The sequence below is a fragment of the Bacillus sp. FH genome (genome assembly GCF_052216825.1).
In the GTDB taxonomy this organism is placed as follows: Bacteria; Bacillota; Bacilli; order Bacillales; family Bacillaceae_G; genus Bacillus_A; species Bacillus_A paranthracis.
Window position 1 is genome coordinate 2,051,440 of record NZ_JBQOUU010000001.1, and the last position, 14,735, is coordinate 2,066,174.

At 38.8% G+C, this 14,735-nt stretch carries 13 protein-coding genes; 5 read left to right on the forward strand and 8 right to left on the reverse strand.

What is annotated here, in order from left to right; all coding sequences use genetic code 11:
* Positions 1-170 precede the first annotated feature (170 nt).
* From menB to ACTT1L_RS10935, 4 genes are all read right to left on the reverse strand, one after another.
* Entirely contained in the window at positions 171-989 is an 819-nt protein-coding gene (gene menB, locus ACTT1L_RS10920) for a 1,4-dihydroxy-2-naphthoyl-CoA synthase (protein WP_000963874.1), read from the reverse strand.
* 69 nt (positions 990-1,058) lie between these two features.
* Entirely contained in the window at positions 1,059-1,871 is an 813-nt protein-coding gene (menH, locus tag ACTT1L_RS10925) for a 2-succinyl-6-hydroxy-2,4-cyclohexadiene-1-carboxylate synthase (RefSeq protein WP_214328391.1), read from the reverse strand.
* A complete protein-coding gene (menD, locus tag ACTT1L_RS10930) occupies positions 1,868-3,622 on the reverse strand; it encodes a 2-succinyl-5-enolpyruvyl-6-hydroxy-3-cyclohexene-1-carboxylic-acid synthase (RefSeq protein ID WP_442821906.1) in 1,755 nt (584 codons plus the stop codon). The genes menH and menD overlap by 4 nt, the downstream gene beginning before the upstream one ends.
* Positions 3,619-5,013, reverse strand: coding sequence for an isochorismate synthase (locus ACTT1L_RS10935; protein WP_071743349.1), 1,395 nt, complete (start codon positions 5,011-5,013; stop codon positions 3,619-3,621). Before ACTT1L_RS10935 ends, menD begins: the two co-directional genes overlap by 4 nt.
* A gap of 194 nt (positions 5,014-5,207) precedes the next feature.
* Here ACTT1L_RS10935 and ACTT1L_RS10940 point away from each other — a divergent pair, with 194 nt between their 5' ends.
* Positions 5,208-6,161 carry a 1,4-dihydroxy-2-naphthoate polyprenyltransferase gene (locus tag ACTT1L_RS10940; protein WP_000425747.1) on the forward strand — a complete coding sequence of 318 codons (954 nt, stop codon included), beginning with the start codon at positions 5,208-5,210 and terminating at the stop codon, positions 6,159-6,161.
* 109 nt (positions 6,162-6,270) lie between these two features.
* Positions 6,271-7,002 (forward strand): yteA family sporulation protein, encoded by a 732-nt coding sequence (locus tag ACTT1L_RS10945; RefSeq protein WP_000957379.1) that lies wholly within the window; start codon positions 6,271-6,273, stop codon positions 7,000-7,002.
* A gap of 43 nt (positions 7,003-7,045) precedes the next feature.
* Here ACTT1L_RS10945 and cspD read toward each other — a convergent pair whose 3' ends face one another.
* Positions 7,046-7,246: a cold-shock protein CspD gene (gene cspD, locus ACTT1L_RS10950; RefSeq protein ID WP_001193054.1), complete on the reverse strand. Its 201-nt coding sequence runs from the start codon at positions 7,244-7,246 to the stop codon at positions 7,046-7,048.
* 326 nt (positions 7,247-7,572) lie between these two features.
* Between cspD and ACTT1L_RS10955 the strand changes: the two genes are divergently transcribed.
* The 3 genes from ACTT1L_RS10955 to ACTT1L_RS10965 all read left to right on the forward strand — a co-directional run bounded on the left by ACTT1L_RS10955 (position 7,573) and on the right by ACTT1L_RS10965 (position 9,567).
* Positions 7,573-8,355: a TIGR00266 family protein gene (locus ACTT1L_RS10955; RefSeq protein ID WP_001147837.1), complete on the forward strand. Its 783-nt coding sequence runs from the start codon at positions 7,573-7,575 to the stop codon at positions 8,353-8,355.
* Positions 8,356-8,633: 278 nt separating this feature from the next.
* Complete coding sequence (locus tag ACTT1L_RS10960; protein WP_001260124.1) at positions 8,634-9,356, forward strand: lipase family protein; 723 nt, start codon at positions 8,634-8,636, stop codon at positions 9,354-9,356.
* Between the two features lie 76 nt (positions 9,357-9,432).
* Entirely contained in the window at positions 9,433-9,567 is a 135-nt protein-coding gene (locus ACTT1L_RS10965) for a hypothetical protein (RefSeq protein WP_000911070.1), read from the forward strand.
* Between the two features lie 153 nt (positions 9,568-9,720).
* Here the strand turns inward: ACTT1L_RS10965 and glgP are convergent, their stop codons facing one another.
* From glgP to glgD, 3 genes are all read right to left on the reverse strand, one after another.
* Positions 9,721-12,129 (reverse strand): glycogen phosphorylase, encoded by a 2,409-nt coding sequence (gene glgP, locus ACTT1L_RS10970; protein WP_319608879.1) that lies wholly within the window; start codon positions 12,127-12,129, stop codon positions 9,721-9,723.
* An 18-nt stretch (positions 12,130-12,147) separates the two neighbouring features.
* Positions 12,148-13,578 carry a glycogen synthase GlgA gene (gene glgA / locus ACTT1L_RS10975; protein WP_442821907.1) on the reverse strand — a complete coding sequence of 477 codons (1,431 nt, stop codon included), beginning with the start codon at positions 13,576-13,578 and terminating at the stop codon, positions 12,148-12,150.
* Between the two features lie 112 nt (positions 13,579-13,690).
* Entirely contained in the window at positions 13,691-14,725 is a 1,035-nt protein-coding gene (gene glgD / locus ACTT1L_RS10980; RefSeq protein WP_000504157.1) for a glucose-1-phosphate adenylyltransferase subunit GlgD, read from the reverse strand.
* Positions 14,726-14,735: the final 10 nt, after the last annotated feature.

Genomic DNA, 14,735 nt, shown 5'->3' on the forward strand with positions numbered 1-14,735 from the left:
TTCCAACGCCCTCGTGTTCTAAGTGAGCCGCTTTCGCTTTTGATCTCATCCAGCTACAGCAGCTAGAATGTTCGGTGGCTTCACTTCTTCCTACGAGGCAAAAAGCGCCTCTACGTCAGAAGCTCCATCCCCCTCACATTCTGAACGAGCTGCTTCCGCTTTTGGTTTGATCACGGGAAACGAGGGAATTGACCGAAGTCTGGACGGCGTTTTTCTTTGAACGCGTCGCGACCTTCTTTTGCTTCGTCAGTTGTGTAGTACAATAACGTTGCATCTCCAGCTAGTTGTTGAATACCAGCTAGACCGTCTGTGTCTGCGTTGAATGCAGCTTTTAGGAAACGAAGTGCCATTGGGCTGTTTGCTAAAATTTCTTCTGCCCATTGTACTGTTTCTGCTTCAAGTTGTTCTAATGGTACTACTGTATTTACTAAGCCCATATCAAGCGCTTCTTGCGCGTTGTATTGACGGCATAGGTACCAAATTTCGCGAGCTTTCTTGTGGCCTACCATACGAGCTAAGTAACCAGCTCCGTATCCACCGTCAAAGCTTCCTACTTTAGGACCTGTTTGTCCGAATACAGCGTTGTCTGCAGCGATTGTTAAGTCACATACGATATGAAGTACGTGCCCACCACCGATTGCATAACCTGCTACCATTGCGATAACTGGTTTAGGAATTGCGCGAATTAGACGTTGTAAGTCTAATACGTTTAGACGTGGGATTTGGTCGTCACCTACATATCCACCATGACCGCGAACTTTTTGGTCGCCGCCAGAACAGAATGCACGTCCACCTTCACCTGTTAAAATGATAACGCCAACATTTGCATCATCACGAGCATGTGCAAAAGCGTCGATTAACTCCATTACCGTTTTAGGACGGAATGCGTTATGTACTTCAGGGCGGTTAATCGAAATCTTTGCGATACCATTGTATGTTGAATAAATAATATCTTCGTAATTGCCTTCTTTTACCCATTCAATAGCCATTACAACTACCTCCTTGTATATTTCTGATCTCCTCTATAAGTGTAACTTCATTCTTAACTGAAAAAAGCATCACTGCATAGTTTTTAGAAATCCCTTTACTATTGTATCAAACTTTTCCGGTTGTTCCACATGAATTGCATGACCAGCACCATCAATTTTGACAAATTTCGCGTCAGAGACGCATTTTTCGATATTTTTTAATATGCGAAAGAACTTTTCATCATGCTCACCGTTCATTAAAAGAACAGGAATTTTTAAGTTTTGCAGCTCATTCCACCATGAAGGCTGAGCCCCTGTTCCCATGCCGCGCAAGCTATTTGCGAGCCCTTTTGGATTGTTAGCAAGTCGTTCTTTTCGCACTGCTTCTTGTACGTTTTGTGCTAAACGTTTTTGCGTTTCAAACAGCGGAATATTTTCCCACATCGATACAAAACTTTCGATGCCTTCTCGCTCAATTTTTTGAGCAAGTCGCTCATCTTTTTCACAGCGTTCTTTTCGCTCATCTTCCCTTTCAAGCCCAGCTGTACAATTTTCTAATAAAAGAGAGCGTACATATTCTGGATATAGACACGCCATTGTAATCGCCAGTCTACCGCCCATTGAATAGCCAAGTATGTGCGCCTTTTCAATATGAAGGTAATCTAGTAGTTCTTTCATTTGCAACGCTACATTTCGAATATCATAATGCGTCACATCTTCAGGACTTTCCGTTTTTCCGTGCCCAACAATATCTACTAAAATGACTTGAAATTGCTCACTCCAAGAAGGAACGAAGGAACGCCACGTCTCCATGCTTCCCGTAAAACCATGAAGAAGTAGAAGTGGTTCCCCGCTTCCGACTACTTCATATTCATACGATACACCTTGCAGCGTTACGTTCATTTTGATTCACCTTGCAACGATGTAGTAATTACGTCCTGTGTTTTTGCCCATAACGTACGGTGCAACGTTAAGTTTTCATCACGGTTCGTACAAATTTCCACAACGTGTAAACCTTCTGTCGTTGTTCCTTTTTGTACTTCTTCTCGGAATTGCTCCCAGCCATTTACACGGCTAAATGAACCACCGTACATGTTGACAACATGCTCATAATCAAGGCCAATCGGTGTTCCAAATAACGATTCGAAATGTTCCTTTTTCTCATACTGTGGTAAGAATGAGAAAATACCGCCACCGTCATTATTTACAACGACAATCGTTATGTTTAATTCATGTAATTTTGCGGCTAGTAGTCCATTTAAATCGTGATAGAATGATAAATCACCAATCACTAATACAAGTGGATCGCAAATCATGCTCGCTCCTAAAGCTGTCGAAATGATCCCATCAATCCCATTTACACCGCGATTTGCCATTACTTGAATGTCTTTATCCGATGTGAAGAAGAAAGAATCTGTATCACGAATTGGCATACTATTACTTGCAAATAACGTTGCCCCTTCTGGTAATACGCGGACAATATCTGTAATGACTCTTCCTTCAAATGCCGTATCATATGTTTCCATTTCACGAAGCGTTTCCTTCGTTTTTTCGTTTATATGTTGCCACATTTGGGACCAATCATTCTTTTTCATAACTGGCATTTTTTCTATTAGTGCACTGCAAAATGCAATATCACTCGCTTGGACAACTTCTGTTGCAACGAGAGCCGGATCTCTCCATTGTCCAGATTCGTCAACAACGATATGAACGGCTTTCGTCTGTTTTTTAATGAATCGCGTTAATGCTTTCGAAACAGGCATACCACCGAAGCGAATTAAAACGTCCGGCTTCCACGTTTCTTTTAACAATTCATTTCGTAAAAATGTATCGTAACAGTCAATTACCATCGTTTTGTCGTGGTGCCCGCTACGAATGTTAGAAAGTGGATCCGCTAATATTGGATATCCCGTTTTTTCAGCTAGTTGCGTTGCAAACGTTGCGATTTCTGAATGACTATCATCTCCACAAATAATAAGCCCCTTTTCCATATGTGAAAGGCGCCCTACAAGAGAATCTACATATTCACTCGGCATCACCGCGTTCCCTCGCTGAACTACTCCTGTATATTCTCCGCGTCCTTTATCCCATAAACTTTCTAATGAGAAGTCCGGGATAAGCGGTTCGCGAACCGGAAAATTAAGATGAACAGGTCCTTGCGGTGCTAAAAGCGCGCTTGCTATCGTGCGCTGCGTTGTCATGCGAGCGTAATGATACATCGCCTCATTCGCTTCTGGAAGTGCCATCTCTGTAAATTGCTTCACAAACGTGCCGTATAAATTAATTTGATTCATCGCTTGTGGTGCACCGACATCTCTTAATTCATGCGGTCTATCTGCCGTTAAGACGATAAGCGGCACTCGCGAATGAAAAGCTTCACATACAGCTGGATAGTAGTTCGCTGCAGCCGTTCCTGACGTACATAATAATGCAACAGGACGTTTTTTCGCTTTTGCAATACCGAGCGCAAAAAATCCTGCAGATCTTTCATCTACATGTAAATATGTGTTCATTCCTTCATGTTGTTCCATTAGTAGAGCAATCGGCGTTGACCGTGAGCCTGGACTAATGACAACATCACATACATTTAGACGCGTCAGTTCATCCACGAACGCGCCTAAATAATATGATAATGCTTCTATATGATTGTTCATTTCATTAATTCCTCCAAAGCACCAAGCATCGGTCTAAACTTCAAACTTGTTTCTTCATATTCAAGTTGCGGTACTGAATCAATTACAATCCCGCAACCGGCAAATAAGGATGCTTTCTCTCCATTTAATAATCCGCAGCGAAGTGCAACCGCAAATTCACCATTTCCTTCATCATCTATCCAGCCAATCGGTGCACCATATAATCCTCTGTCTAACAATTCAACATCACGAATTAGTTTCATCGCTTCTAAACGAGGTGTCCCGCCAAGAGCTGGTGTTGGATGTAATTCTTCTACCATCGTTAAAAGACTCGCGTCGCCTTTTGCCTCTACAGGCGTATATAAATGAATTAAGTTTTTCGTTGTTAATAGACCGGGACTTTCCGGAATATTAACGGATTCGCAGTGCTCATTTAATACTCCTCGAATCATGTTCACAACATAACCGTGTTCAGCTAAATTCTTTTCATCATGAAGAAGCGCATCACTATTTCGCTTACTTTCTTCTATAGATTGACCATGACCAGTTGAACCAGCAAGACACATTGAAGTAAACTTCTCATCTTCTTTGCGAATTAATCTCTCTGGCGTCGCTCCTAAGAAGCATGCTCCTTTATAATCAAAAGAAAATACGTAACAATCTGGTTGCCCAATGCGAAGTGCTTCTAAAACAAGCGCAGAATCAATATGATGATCCATCTCTACTTTTAGCTCCCTCGCTAATACAACCTTCTGCACGTTCCCCTGCTTCATCTCATCTTGCACTTTCTCAATGGACTTCATCCAGCCTTTCGGATCCACTTCTACTTTAGAAGTAACTGTTAATTTCGATCCTTCTAGTGCACATTTACTCTCCTCAAAAATTTTCTCTTCTAAAGAAACAATTTCGTTATAAAGAGTTTCTGCACAATCTGTTGCTGAAACGAATGTATTCATTGTTAACCATGCTCTTTCATTTTTTACAGTTAATAAAAATGCCGGTAGTGAAAATGTCGTATCATCAAATTCTTTCCATAAATCTGTTTTCTCTTTTTCTTGGTCAAATGAAAATCCACCAAATAAAAGAGGACCTGTTCCAAATTCGTATCTTTCTCTTTGTACAAATGCTTTCTCTTTTACTTTATCCCACTCGTCACGAGCAGTTTGAAAGCGTTTGTGAGAAGCAGTTGCTATAGTGAAAACAGAACCAATTCCAGCAAATATTACATGCTGAGCTGGGTCTGCAAAATAACATCTATTTTCGAATGAGATCCTTTTTCCTGCTGCATAAAACAGAAGTGGATCCATCCAGTCTATTTTTTTTACAAAACTAACCAATATTTTTTCATCAGTTGCATGCTTAATGGCTGCACTTAGAACTTCCTGCAAGCCTTTTTGTTTCGTTTGAATCACAATTGTCTCCCCCCTATGGGCGAAAAATAGTCATAATTACGCTTGATTTTAAGATACACCTCAAACGAAAGGCCTGTCAACGTTTAGCATTTCTGAGAAATTCACCTTCTCTTCCTAGAAAATAAACGTTGACACTAAATGATGCTTTTTCTACACTTAGTTGTGTACAATATGTGACCAAAGGAGGATTCAACATGGAAATGAACGTCGAAACGAATTCCTCTCCTACGGCGCCAAAGCCAAGCAAGCAAACAGGCTGGCGCATTTGGTGGAGTTTACTACGTCCCCATACATTAACAGCAGCTTTCGTTCCTGTTTTCATCGGAACAGCCTATGCAATGCAGGTCGGAGGTATAAATCAAATACATCTCCCTCTTTTCCTTATAATGCTTCTTGCTTGTCTTCTCATTCAGGCAGCAACAAACATGTTTAATGAATATTTTGATTACAAAAGAGGACTTGATCACGAAGGTTCAGTTGGTATCGGCGGCGCTATCGTTCGCGATGGCATTCAGCCAAAAACAGTGCTTAACTTAGCATTTGGATTTTTCGGCATCGCAATACTATTAGGTGTTTATATTTGTATGAATTCTAGCTGGTGGCTTGCTGCAATCGGTCTTGTTTGTATGGCCGTTGCTTACCTTTATACAGGCGGTCCACTTCCAATTGCCTATACACCATTTGGAGAGTTAACAGCCGGATTATTTATGGGTGTCATTATTATCGGGATTTCATTCTTTATTCAAACTGGAACTGTAACATCAGAAGTCGTTTTACTATCTATTCCAAGCTCCATTTTAATTGGTGCCATTTTACTAGCTAATAACATCCGTGACTTAGATGGCGATAAAGAAAACGGTCGTAAAACATTAGCCATTCTCGTTGGACGCGAGCGAGCAGTCGGTGTACTTGCTTCTATGTTCATCGTTTCCTACATTTGGACAATTGCTTTAATTATCGTGGGCATTGTATCACCATGGATGCTTATCGTATTTTTAAGTGCACCGAAAGCATTTAAAGCGACGAAAGGCTTTATCGGCAAAAGCATTCCAATGGAAATGGTACCTGCGATGATAGCAACAGCAAAAACAAATACAATCTTCGGTCTCCTCATGGGAATCGGATTATTACTTGGATATTTCCTTTAAAAGGAGCTGCTAATGCGGCTCCTTTTTCATATACCAATTTCAGCTCATAATTCCTACTCGCAACGCTCATACTATGTAAAGAAACTGAATTGTAGGAAGGTGGACGACTATGTTAACTCCACAACAAATAAATCAATTTAAATCCGTTTTAGAAAAACAAAAACAAGAACTAGAGCAAACGATACAAACACACGAAAATGAAGATCGTGCATCTGAACGTGAATCTGTTGGAGAATTATCTAGCTACGATAACCATCCGGCTGATATGGCAACAGAGCTATATGAACGTGAAAAAGACTTCGGGCTTATTGAACTTTGGCATAAACAGCTTGAGGACACGAAACACGCCTTACAAAAAATAGAAGCGGGTACGTACGGCATTTGCGAAGTGTCTGGCGAAGAAATTCCATTTGAAAGATTAGAAGCAATGCCGACTGCTACAACATGCATACAGCACACGACAAGTAAGTTAAATATGAATACACGACCAGTCGAAGAAGAAGTGTTATCTCCTTCTTTCCACAAACATGATGAAGATCGTTCTGTTGAATATGATGCAGAAGATGCATGGCAAGATGTTGCCAATTACGGAACATCTGAAACACCATCTGATTTAGAAAGACAAGATTCGAAAAACTATAACGGCATGTACGTAAATAGTGAAGAAAACGTAGGCTACGTAGAGGATTTTGAAAACTTTATCGGTACAGATATGTATGGAAAAAATCCGCAAGTTTTCGCTACGGAAGAACATGAAGAATATGAGCAAATGCTTGATGACTTTGAAGAGCGTACCTTTAAGGGCGAATTATCTTCAAATGAGTCGAGTTCCAAAGAATAAAAAAAGCATTCCGAAAATCGGAATGCTTTTTATCGCTAGCTAATTAGTTTTTTGTAACGTTAGCAGCTTGTGGTCCACGGTTACCTTCAACGATTTCGAAAGAAACTTCTTGACCTTCTTCTAAAGTTTTGAATCCGTCACCTTGGATAGCTGAGAAGTGAACGAATACATCGTCTCCACCTTCAACTTCGATGAAACCGAAACCTTTTTCGCTGTTGAACCATTTAACTTTACCTGTTTGCATGTCATGTACCTCCTAAATAAAAATGAAACTATGAATCCACATGAAAAGGTGGATATAAAGGACATGAATGTATAACAAGCTTACAGCCTTTAATTCAACGTGCTTTATTTCCGTACCACATTATGTAGCTCAATAGTGACTTCACTATATCACGCTATATCCAAAACGTCAAATGAGAACACTTTCATTCCATTATTTTTTTATAATTTTAATATAATGTTGAACTTCCATATTCATATTTTATTGGAAAATTAACAAAACTATAGTGTTCTAATTCTAATAATTTCTGTACAATATAATTACTACATATTTATGAGGTGAAAAAAATGCAAGCACATGAAATCGAGTATAAATTATACGGCGATGATATGCAGTTTGTTGAAATTGAGTTAGACCCAGAAGAAAGCGTTATTGCAGAAGCTGGCGCAATGATGATGATGGAAGACTACATCGAAATGGAAACAATCTTCGGTGATGGTTCTGGACCATCTGGAGGTTTATTCGGAAAGTTAATGGGCGCTGGTAAGCGTCTCGTTACAGGGGAAAGCATGTTTATGACTGTATTTACAAATACAGGTCACGGCAAGCGTCACGTATCCTTTGCTGCTCCTTATCCGGGTAAAATTATTCCTGTAGATTTAACAGAATATCAAGGGAAAGTAGTTTGTCAAAAAGATGCGTTTCTTTGTGCCGCAAAAGGCGTTTCTATCGGCATTGAGTTTACGAAAAAAATAGGAACTGGTTTCTTCGGTGGTGAAGGTTTCATCATGCAAAAACTTGAAGGTGATGGACTTGCTTTCATGCATGCAGGCGGAACTGTATACAAACGTGAATTAAAGCCTGGCGAAAAACTTCGCATTGATACAGGTTGTCTCGTTGCCATGACAAAAGACGTTAATTACGATGTCGAGTTCGTTGGAAAAGTAAAAACAGCTCTATTTGGCGGCGAAGGTTTATTCTTCGCAACGTTAGAAGGCCCTGGAACAGTTTGGATCCAGTCCTTAACACTTAGCCGCTTAGCAGCACGCCTGACAAGCCCAGCAGCACAAAGCACTGGTGAAGGTAGTGTTTTAGGTGGACTTGGTCGTTTATTAGATGGAAAAGAGTAAATAGGGCCCTTATAGGGCTCTTTTTATTTAGGTGGACTATACAAACCACTTCGAATCATATAATACTCCATCACTTCGTTAAGCCACGCCTCTTCTCCTTGAAAACTCACCAATTGGATAGCCTTCTCTTTTGCTTATCTTACACTCCTCCTAACAGTATGTTTACAAAAATCATACTCCCTCACGTAACTGTAGTTTCAAGGTTTTTTTCTAAAAGAATGAATCAAGTCCCTCACTGCATATATTGAACTATACCTTTTCTTAAGGAGGCTCCCTTAATGCGTACTCCTTTATCCTTTGATAAAGATACTGCCATACTGTTAGCTTCTTGTTGTGAGTTAACGTATGAACAATATAAACAAAATGGGATTTTTGAAATACCAGATGGTTTCCAATATGTACAAGGCTTTCAAGGAAAAACCATTCAAACGACAGAATGGTTCGGATTCATACTAGAATCTGAGGATACCGTTATTGTAGCTTTTCGAGGGACACAAACAGATACAGACTGGATTATCGATTCACTCGTTAACCAAAAACCATATCCATATGCTTTAAATAGCGGAAATGTCCATAACGGATTTCTTTCCATTTATGAGTCTTGCCGAGATTCTATTATGGATATGCTCGTATCATTACCAGCCCATAAGAAACTTCTTGCAACAGGTCATAGCTTAGGCGGCGCGCTCGCTACACTACATATACTAGATGCGCGTATCAATACCGCCTTCGCACAGTACGGTCTGTATACATTTGCCTCCCCAAAAGTGGGAGATATTGCATTTCGTAATTATTATAAACTGCAAGTAGCTAGTAGCTTTCGCTTTGTTAATTTATTTGATGTCGTTCCTCTTCTTCCTCCCCGCAACGTCCATTTTAATGAACAAGACTGGGAATATGCACACGTTCATCACAACATGACTTTTACAAAAAACACAAAATCTATTACAAATAATCATGCCATGACAACATACAAAACATGTCTGACTTCTCATTTTTAACCAGTAAACAATTGGAAATTAAATATCCTTATACTATAATAATATATGAATTTACTTTTGGATGAGGGGACCTTACATGCTAAAATTTATCTTTGCACTTTTTCTCATTGTAATTTTTACGTTTACAGGTTTCTTTACATTTTCATACTTTGCGACAGGAGAATATGATGGAACAGGTATCATATATACTGCGATCCCATTTCTTTCTTAAGCAAAAAAGAAAACCGAGCTTAATGAGTTTAAGCTCGGTTTATTTATCAGTGTCATTTTTTGTCGGTAAATCGATATATCTTAAAAATCGCTGATATACCTTAAAAATCGCCGATATAAATTTCATATAGCCTTTTCCGGCCTAGCAATCTCTTTAAATTTGCGTAACTGTATTACCAATACCCCAAATCTCATTACTATACTGTAAAATCGTTCGATCGCTCGCAAAATGACCAGATTGTGCAATATTTAAAATCGACATTTCGAGCCACTTCGTTCGGTTCTCATAAGCTCTACCAACAGCTTCTTGCTTTTCCGCATATGGGCCAAAATCTCGCAGAACGAAATATTCATCATTTTGAATAACAAGAGAATCGTAAATTGCTTCAAATTCAGCTCCCGACTGTGCAAAGAAACCATTCGTTAACTGGTCTACTACCTTCTTAATGTGCCCATTGTGGTGATAATAATCACTTGCACGATATCCACCATTTTGATTGTAATGAAGAACTTCTTCGGCCGTTAAGCCGAAAATGAAACAGTTATCATCACCGACTCTATCTTTTATTTCAATATTCGCTCCGTCTAACGTGCCGAGCGTAATCGCACCATTCATCATAAATTTCATATTGCCTGTTCCAGATGCTTCTTTACTCGCTGTTGAAATTTGTTCACTTACATCGGCCGCTGGGAATATATCTTCCGCTACAGACACTCGATAGTTTTCTAGAAAGATAACTTTCATATATTGGCTTACGTACGGATCGTTATTCACTTTCCTTGCAAGTTCATTTATTAATTTAATAATTTTTTTCGCATAGTAATAGCCAGGTGATGCTTTCGCTCCAAAAATAAAAGTACGCGGATAAAATGTAAAACTAGCATCCTCTTTCAAACGGTTATACAAATATAAAATATGAAGAACATTTAATAATTGTCGCTTGTAAGCATGTAGCCTTTTTACTTGCACATCAAAAATAGAATTAGGATCAATTGTAATTCCCATTGTATTATGAATACGCGCTGCTAAAATCTCTTTACGCTCTTGTTTTACCTCTGCAAATTTCTCTTGGAAACTCGCATCGTATTGAACTAATTGTAGCTCTTGAAGCTTAATCGGTGCTTTCTTCCACTCTGTTCCAATCGCCTCTGAAATAAGATTTGTCAGCTGCGGATTCGCCTTCATTAACCAGCGTCTATGAGCGATTCCATTCGTTTTATTATTAAACTTATCTGGATAAAACTCATAAAACAATCGCATTTCACGTTGTTTTAAAATCTCCGTATGAATTTTTGCTACGCCGTTTACGCTATGACTACCGACAATTGCTAAATGAGCCATTTTCACAAGATCATGCGCAATAATTGCCATCTCTTCAATGCGATGCCATTCATACGGATAACGTTCCCAAAGTTCATGACAGAAACGTTCATTAATCTCTTCAATAATCATATAAATTCTCGGTAATAACGGTTTAAAAATGTGAATTGGCCACTTTTCAAGAGCTTCTGATAACGTCGTATGATTCGTATAAGAAATCGTTTGCGTCGTTATGTGCCAAGCTTCTTCCCATGCTAGTTTTTCTTCATCTAATAAAATACGCATCAGTTCTGGAATCGCCAAAACTGGATGGGTATCATTAATATGAATCGCAATTTTCTCATGTAATTGACGAAGGTCACCATATCTTTCTCTATGCATACGAACGATATTTTGCAAGCTTGCTGATACGAGGAAATACTGTTGTTTCAAACGAAGTATTTTCCCCTCATCATGCGTATCATCTGGATATAAAAACTCCGATACCGCCTCTGTTTCACGCTTATATTTCAAAATATCTTTGCAATTTTGTGGGAAAGGAACTGGTTCCGCATTCCAAAGTCTAAGTGTATTTACAGTACTCGTCTCATAACCTACTACTGGAACGTCATATGGTACGGCCATAATTACTTCTGCATTTGTATGCCTGAATTCTAAACGCCCATCAATGTAGAGCGGTTCAACATTGCCGAAATAACTTACTTCTACAGCTTGATCATGCCTTCTTACTTCCCATACATTTTCATGAAGAAGCCACTGTTCTGGAAATTCAACTTGATAACCATCAACAATTTTTTGATCAAATAAGCCGTGTTTATAACGAATTCCGCACCCATGACCTGGTAAGTTTAAAGATGCAAGTGAATCAAGGAAACAGGCTGCTAACCGTCCAAGTCCACCATTTCCAAGACCTGCATCTGCTTCCACCTCTTCTAATTGTTGCAACGAAATTCCAAGCTCAGAAAGCCCTTGCTCACATACATCCTTGATGCCTAAATTTAATATGTTACTTCCAAGCAAACGCCCAAGTAAAAACTCAATGGATAAGTAATACATTTGCTTTCGCTCTCCAGACCGATAACTTTCATTCGTTGCAATCCATTGACTATTCATATACTCACGTACCATGTACCCAAGCGTATTGTATTGATCACGAGTTGTAGATTCTTTGAAACTTTTACCATACATCGTCTCTAACTTTTCTAGAAAAGTTGATTTGAAACTTTCAACATGAGTAAACATCTCTTCACCACCTACATGTTATTCCATGAGACTTTTATACAATTTTTTATAAGCAAGGGCTGATTTTTCCCAGCTATAATCTTCAGTCATTGCTTGTTTTACAAGCTGCTCCCATACCGGTTTATCATGATAAAATTCAATTGCACGACGAACAGTGTGTAACATGTCATGTGCATTAAAGTTCGTGAAACTGAAACCATTTCCTTCTCCAGTTTCTTCGTCATAAGATTGTACCGTATCATTTAATCCGCCTGTCTCTCTTACAATTGGAATCGTACCGTACGCTAATGCGATAAGTTGTCCAAGTCCACACGGTTCAAACAATGATGGCATTAGGAATAAATCACTTCCCGCATATACTTGGTGAGCTAATTCTTCATTAAAACCGATGTACACTTTTACCTTCTTAGGATACTCATATGCCATCCACTCGAAGAATTGTTCATATTCCGAATCACCTGATCCTAAAATAATACATTGTACATCTTCTTCCATTATTTCACGGAATACAGTACGTACTAAATCAAGACCTTTTTGCTTCGTTAATCTCGTTACCATTGAAATAATCGGCGTATCTTCTTTTTCCGGCAAACCAAAATAACGCTGCAACGCACGTTTATTTTTACTCTTTTCATATAATGAATCTGCATCGTACTGAGCAGTAATATACGAATCCGTTTCTGGATTATACACGCTCGTATCAATTCCATTTACAATGCCACTAAGCTTACCATTATATTTTCGCAACAATCCATCTAACTTCTCACCGAAAAATTCATATTGAATTTCTTCTTTATATGTCGGGCTAACTGCTGTAATTTGATCAGAAGCGATAATACCGCCCTTCATAAAGTTCACATTTCCATAAAACTCTAACTGCTCACTATGAAAATATTCATCACCAAGTTCTAGCAAGTCGTACATCACTTCAGGAGGAAATACACCTTGGAACTGCAAGTTATGAATCGTATATACTGTTTTAATATGCTCATATAATGGGTTATCTTGATACTTTTCACGTAGTAAGAAATTTACCATAGCTGTATGCCAATCGTGGCTATGAAGAACATCCACTTCAAAATCAAGATGAGGAATACACTCTAAAACTGCTTTCGAAAAATAAGAAAAACGCTCTCCGTCATCATAATGACCATACAGAGAATCCCTCTTAAAATAATATTCATTATCTATTAAGTAATACGTAATCCCGTCTTGCTCACCTTTTAAAATTCCGCAATATTGATTTCTCCAGCCAAGCGGGACGTTAATTACTTTATGTAGCGTACATCCGTCCCTTAATTTTTGCGGAATAAGACTATAATTCGGGAGTATAATGCGAACTTCCACACCTAATTTTTTTAGCTCTTTTGGGAGCGCACCTGCTACATCAGCTAATCCTCCCGATTTAACAAATGGTACACATTCTGATACTGCAAATAAAATATTCACTTGTTGTCCCACTGCACGAAAAGCTTATACTACTTCCCTTGCAGCTTCCTCCCTTCGAGTTTTCATTTAAATTAAAACTTGAATCAGTGGAGGAAAAACCCCCACTGATTTCTTAAGAATAACTATTAATCGTACTGTTTTGAACGCTTCCTTTTTCTACAACGTATGGCTCATCGGCGTTTCCTTTTAAGACAACACCGTCACCAATTTTCACATCTTTATCAATAATAACACCGTCTATTATACAATTATCTCCAATTTGGCTCTTTTGCATAATAATGCTATTACGAACAATTGAACCTTTTCCAATTTTAACAGAACGGGAGACAACGCTATTTTCTACTTCACCTTCAATAATACTGCCGTTTGCAATCATTGTGTTTTTCACAGCTGCACCCTTTACATAACGAGTTGGTGGTTCATCTTTTACTTTCGTAAAGATCGGTGCTTCTTTCTTAAATAGTTGCTTCCAAATAGCAGGTTGCAAAATTTCTAAGCTATGTTTATAGTAACTTTCAATCGAATCAATAATAGCTACATATCCTGTATGCTCATATGTAGCAATATGTAGTGATTTTCCGCGCTTTTCTCTCACTACATCGAACAAGCTATATTGCTCCACATCTTTATATGACTCAAATAAATCTAACAATAATTGTTTCTTTAACACGTATGTTTGAAGCGAAACCCCTTCATGGCAAACTTCCGTAATATCAGCTGCCGTATGTATATGTCGCTCTAACACTGCTTGAAAATTTAATGCTGTTACGAGATGGCTATTCGTAATCACGACGTACTCTTCTCTGCTTCTTAGAAAATAATCAATATGTCTTCTAAAATGTGCAAAAGATCCAAATTCATCTTGATCACATTGGCAATTTGGCGGGAATAAAAACAGTCCGTCTCGTTTTCTATCTAAATCCCACTGTTTGCCTGAACCAACGTGATCCATTAGTGAACGGTTTTTATGGCTTGTAAAAACTGCCACACTATGAATATTAGAATTCACCATATTTGAAAGCATGAAATCAATGAGTCGATAACGGCCCCCAAACGGTAACGCCGCTAGTGAACGATGCCCTGTTACTTTCTTTAAGGAAGGAAAACTTCCCGTTGCATTAATAATTCCTAACATTTTTTCTCCCATTCATTTCATC

Coding starts and splice junctions, on each gene's coding strand:
- menB (WP_000963874.1), bottom strand. CDS start 989: ATGGCTATTGAATGGGTAAAAGAAGGCAATTACGAAGATATTATTTAT.
- menH (WP_214328391.1), bottom strand. CDS start 1,871: ATGAACGTAACGCTGCAAGGTGTATCGTATGAATATGAAGTAGTCGGA.
- menD (WP_442821906.1), bottom strand. CDS start 3,622: ATGAACAATCATATAGAAGCATTATCATATTATTTAGGCGCGTTCGTG.
- ACTT1L_RS10940 (WP_000425747.1), top strand. CDS start 5,208: ATGGAAATGAACGTCGAAACGAATTCCTCTCCTACGGCGCCAAAGCCA.
- ACTT1L_RS10945 (WP_000957379.1), top strand. CDS start 6,271: ATGTTAACTCCACAACAAATAAATCAATTTAAATCCGTTTTAGAAAAA.
- cspD (WP_001193054.1), bottom strand. CDS start 7,246: ATGCAAACAGGTAAAGTTAAATGGTTCAACAGCGAAAAAGGTTTCGGT.
- ACTT1L_RS10955 (WP_001147837.1), top strand. CDS start 7,573: ATGCAAGCACATGAAATCGAGTATAAATTATACGGCGATGATATGCAG.
- ACTT1L_RS10960 (WP_001260124.1), top strand. CDS start 8,634: ATGCGTACTCCTTTATCCTTTGATAAAGATACTGCCATACTGTTAGCT.
- ACTT1L_RS10965 (WP_000911070.1), top strand. CDS start 9,433: ATGCTAAAATTTATCTTTGCACTTTTTCTCATTGTAATTTTTACGTTT.
- glgP (WP_319608879.1), bottom strand. CDS start 12,129: ATGTTTACTCATGTTGAAAGTTTCAAATCAACTTTTCTAGAAAAGTTA.
- glgD (WP_000504157.1), bottom strand. CDS start 14,725: ATGGGAGAAAAAATGTTAGGAATTATTAATGCAACGGGAAGTTTTCCT.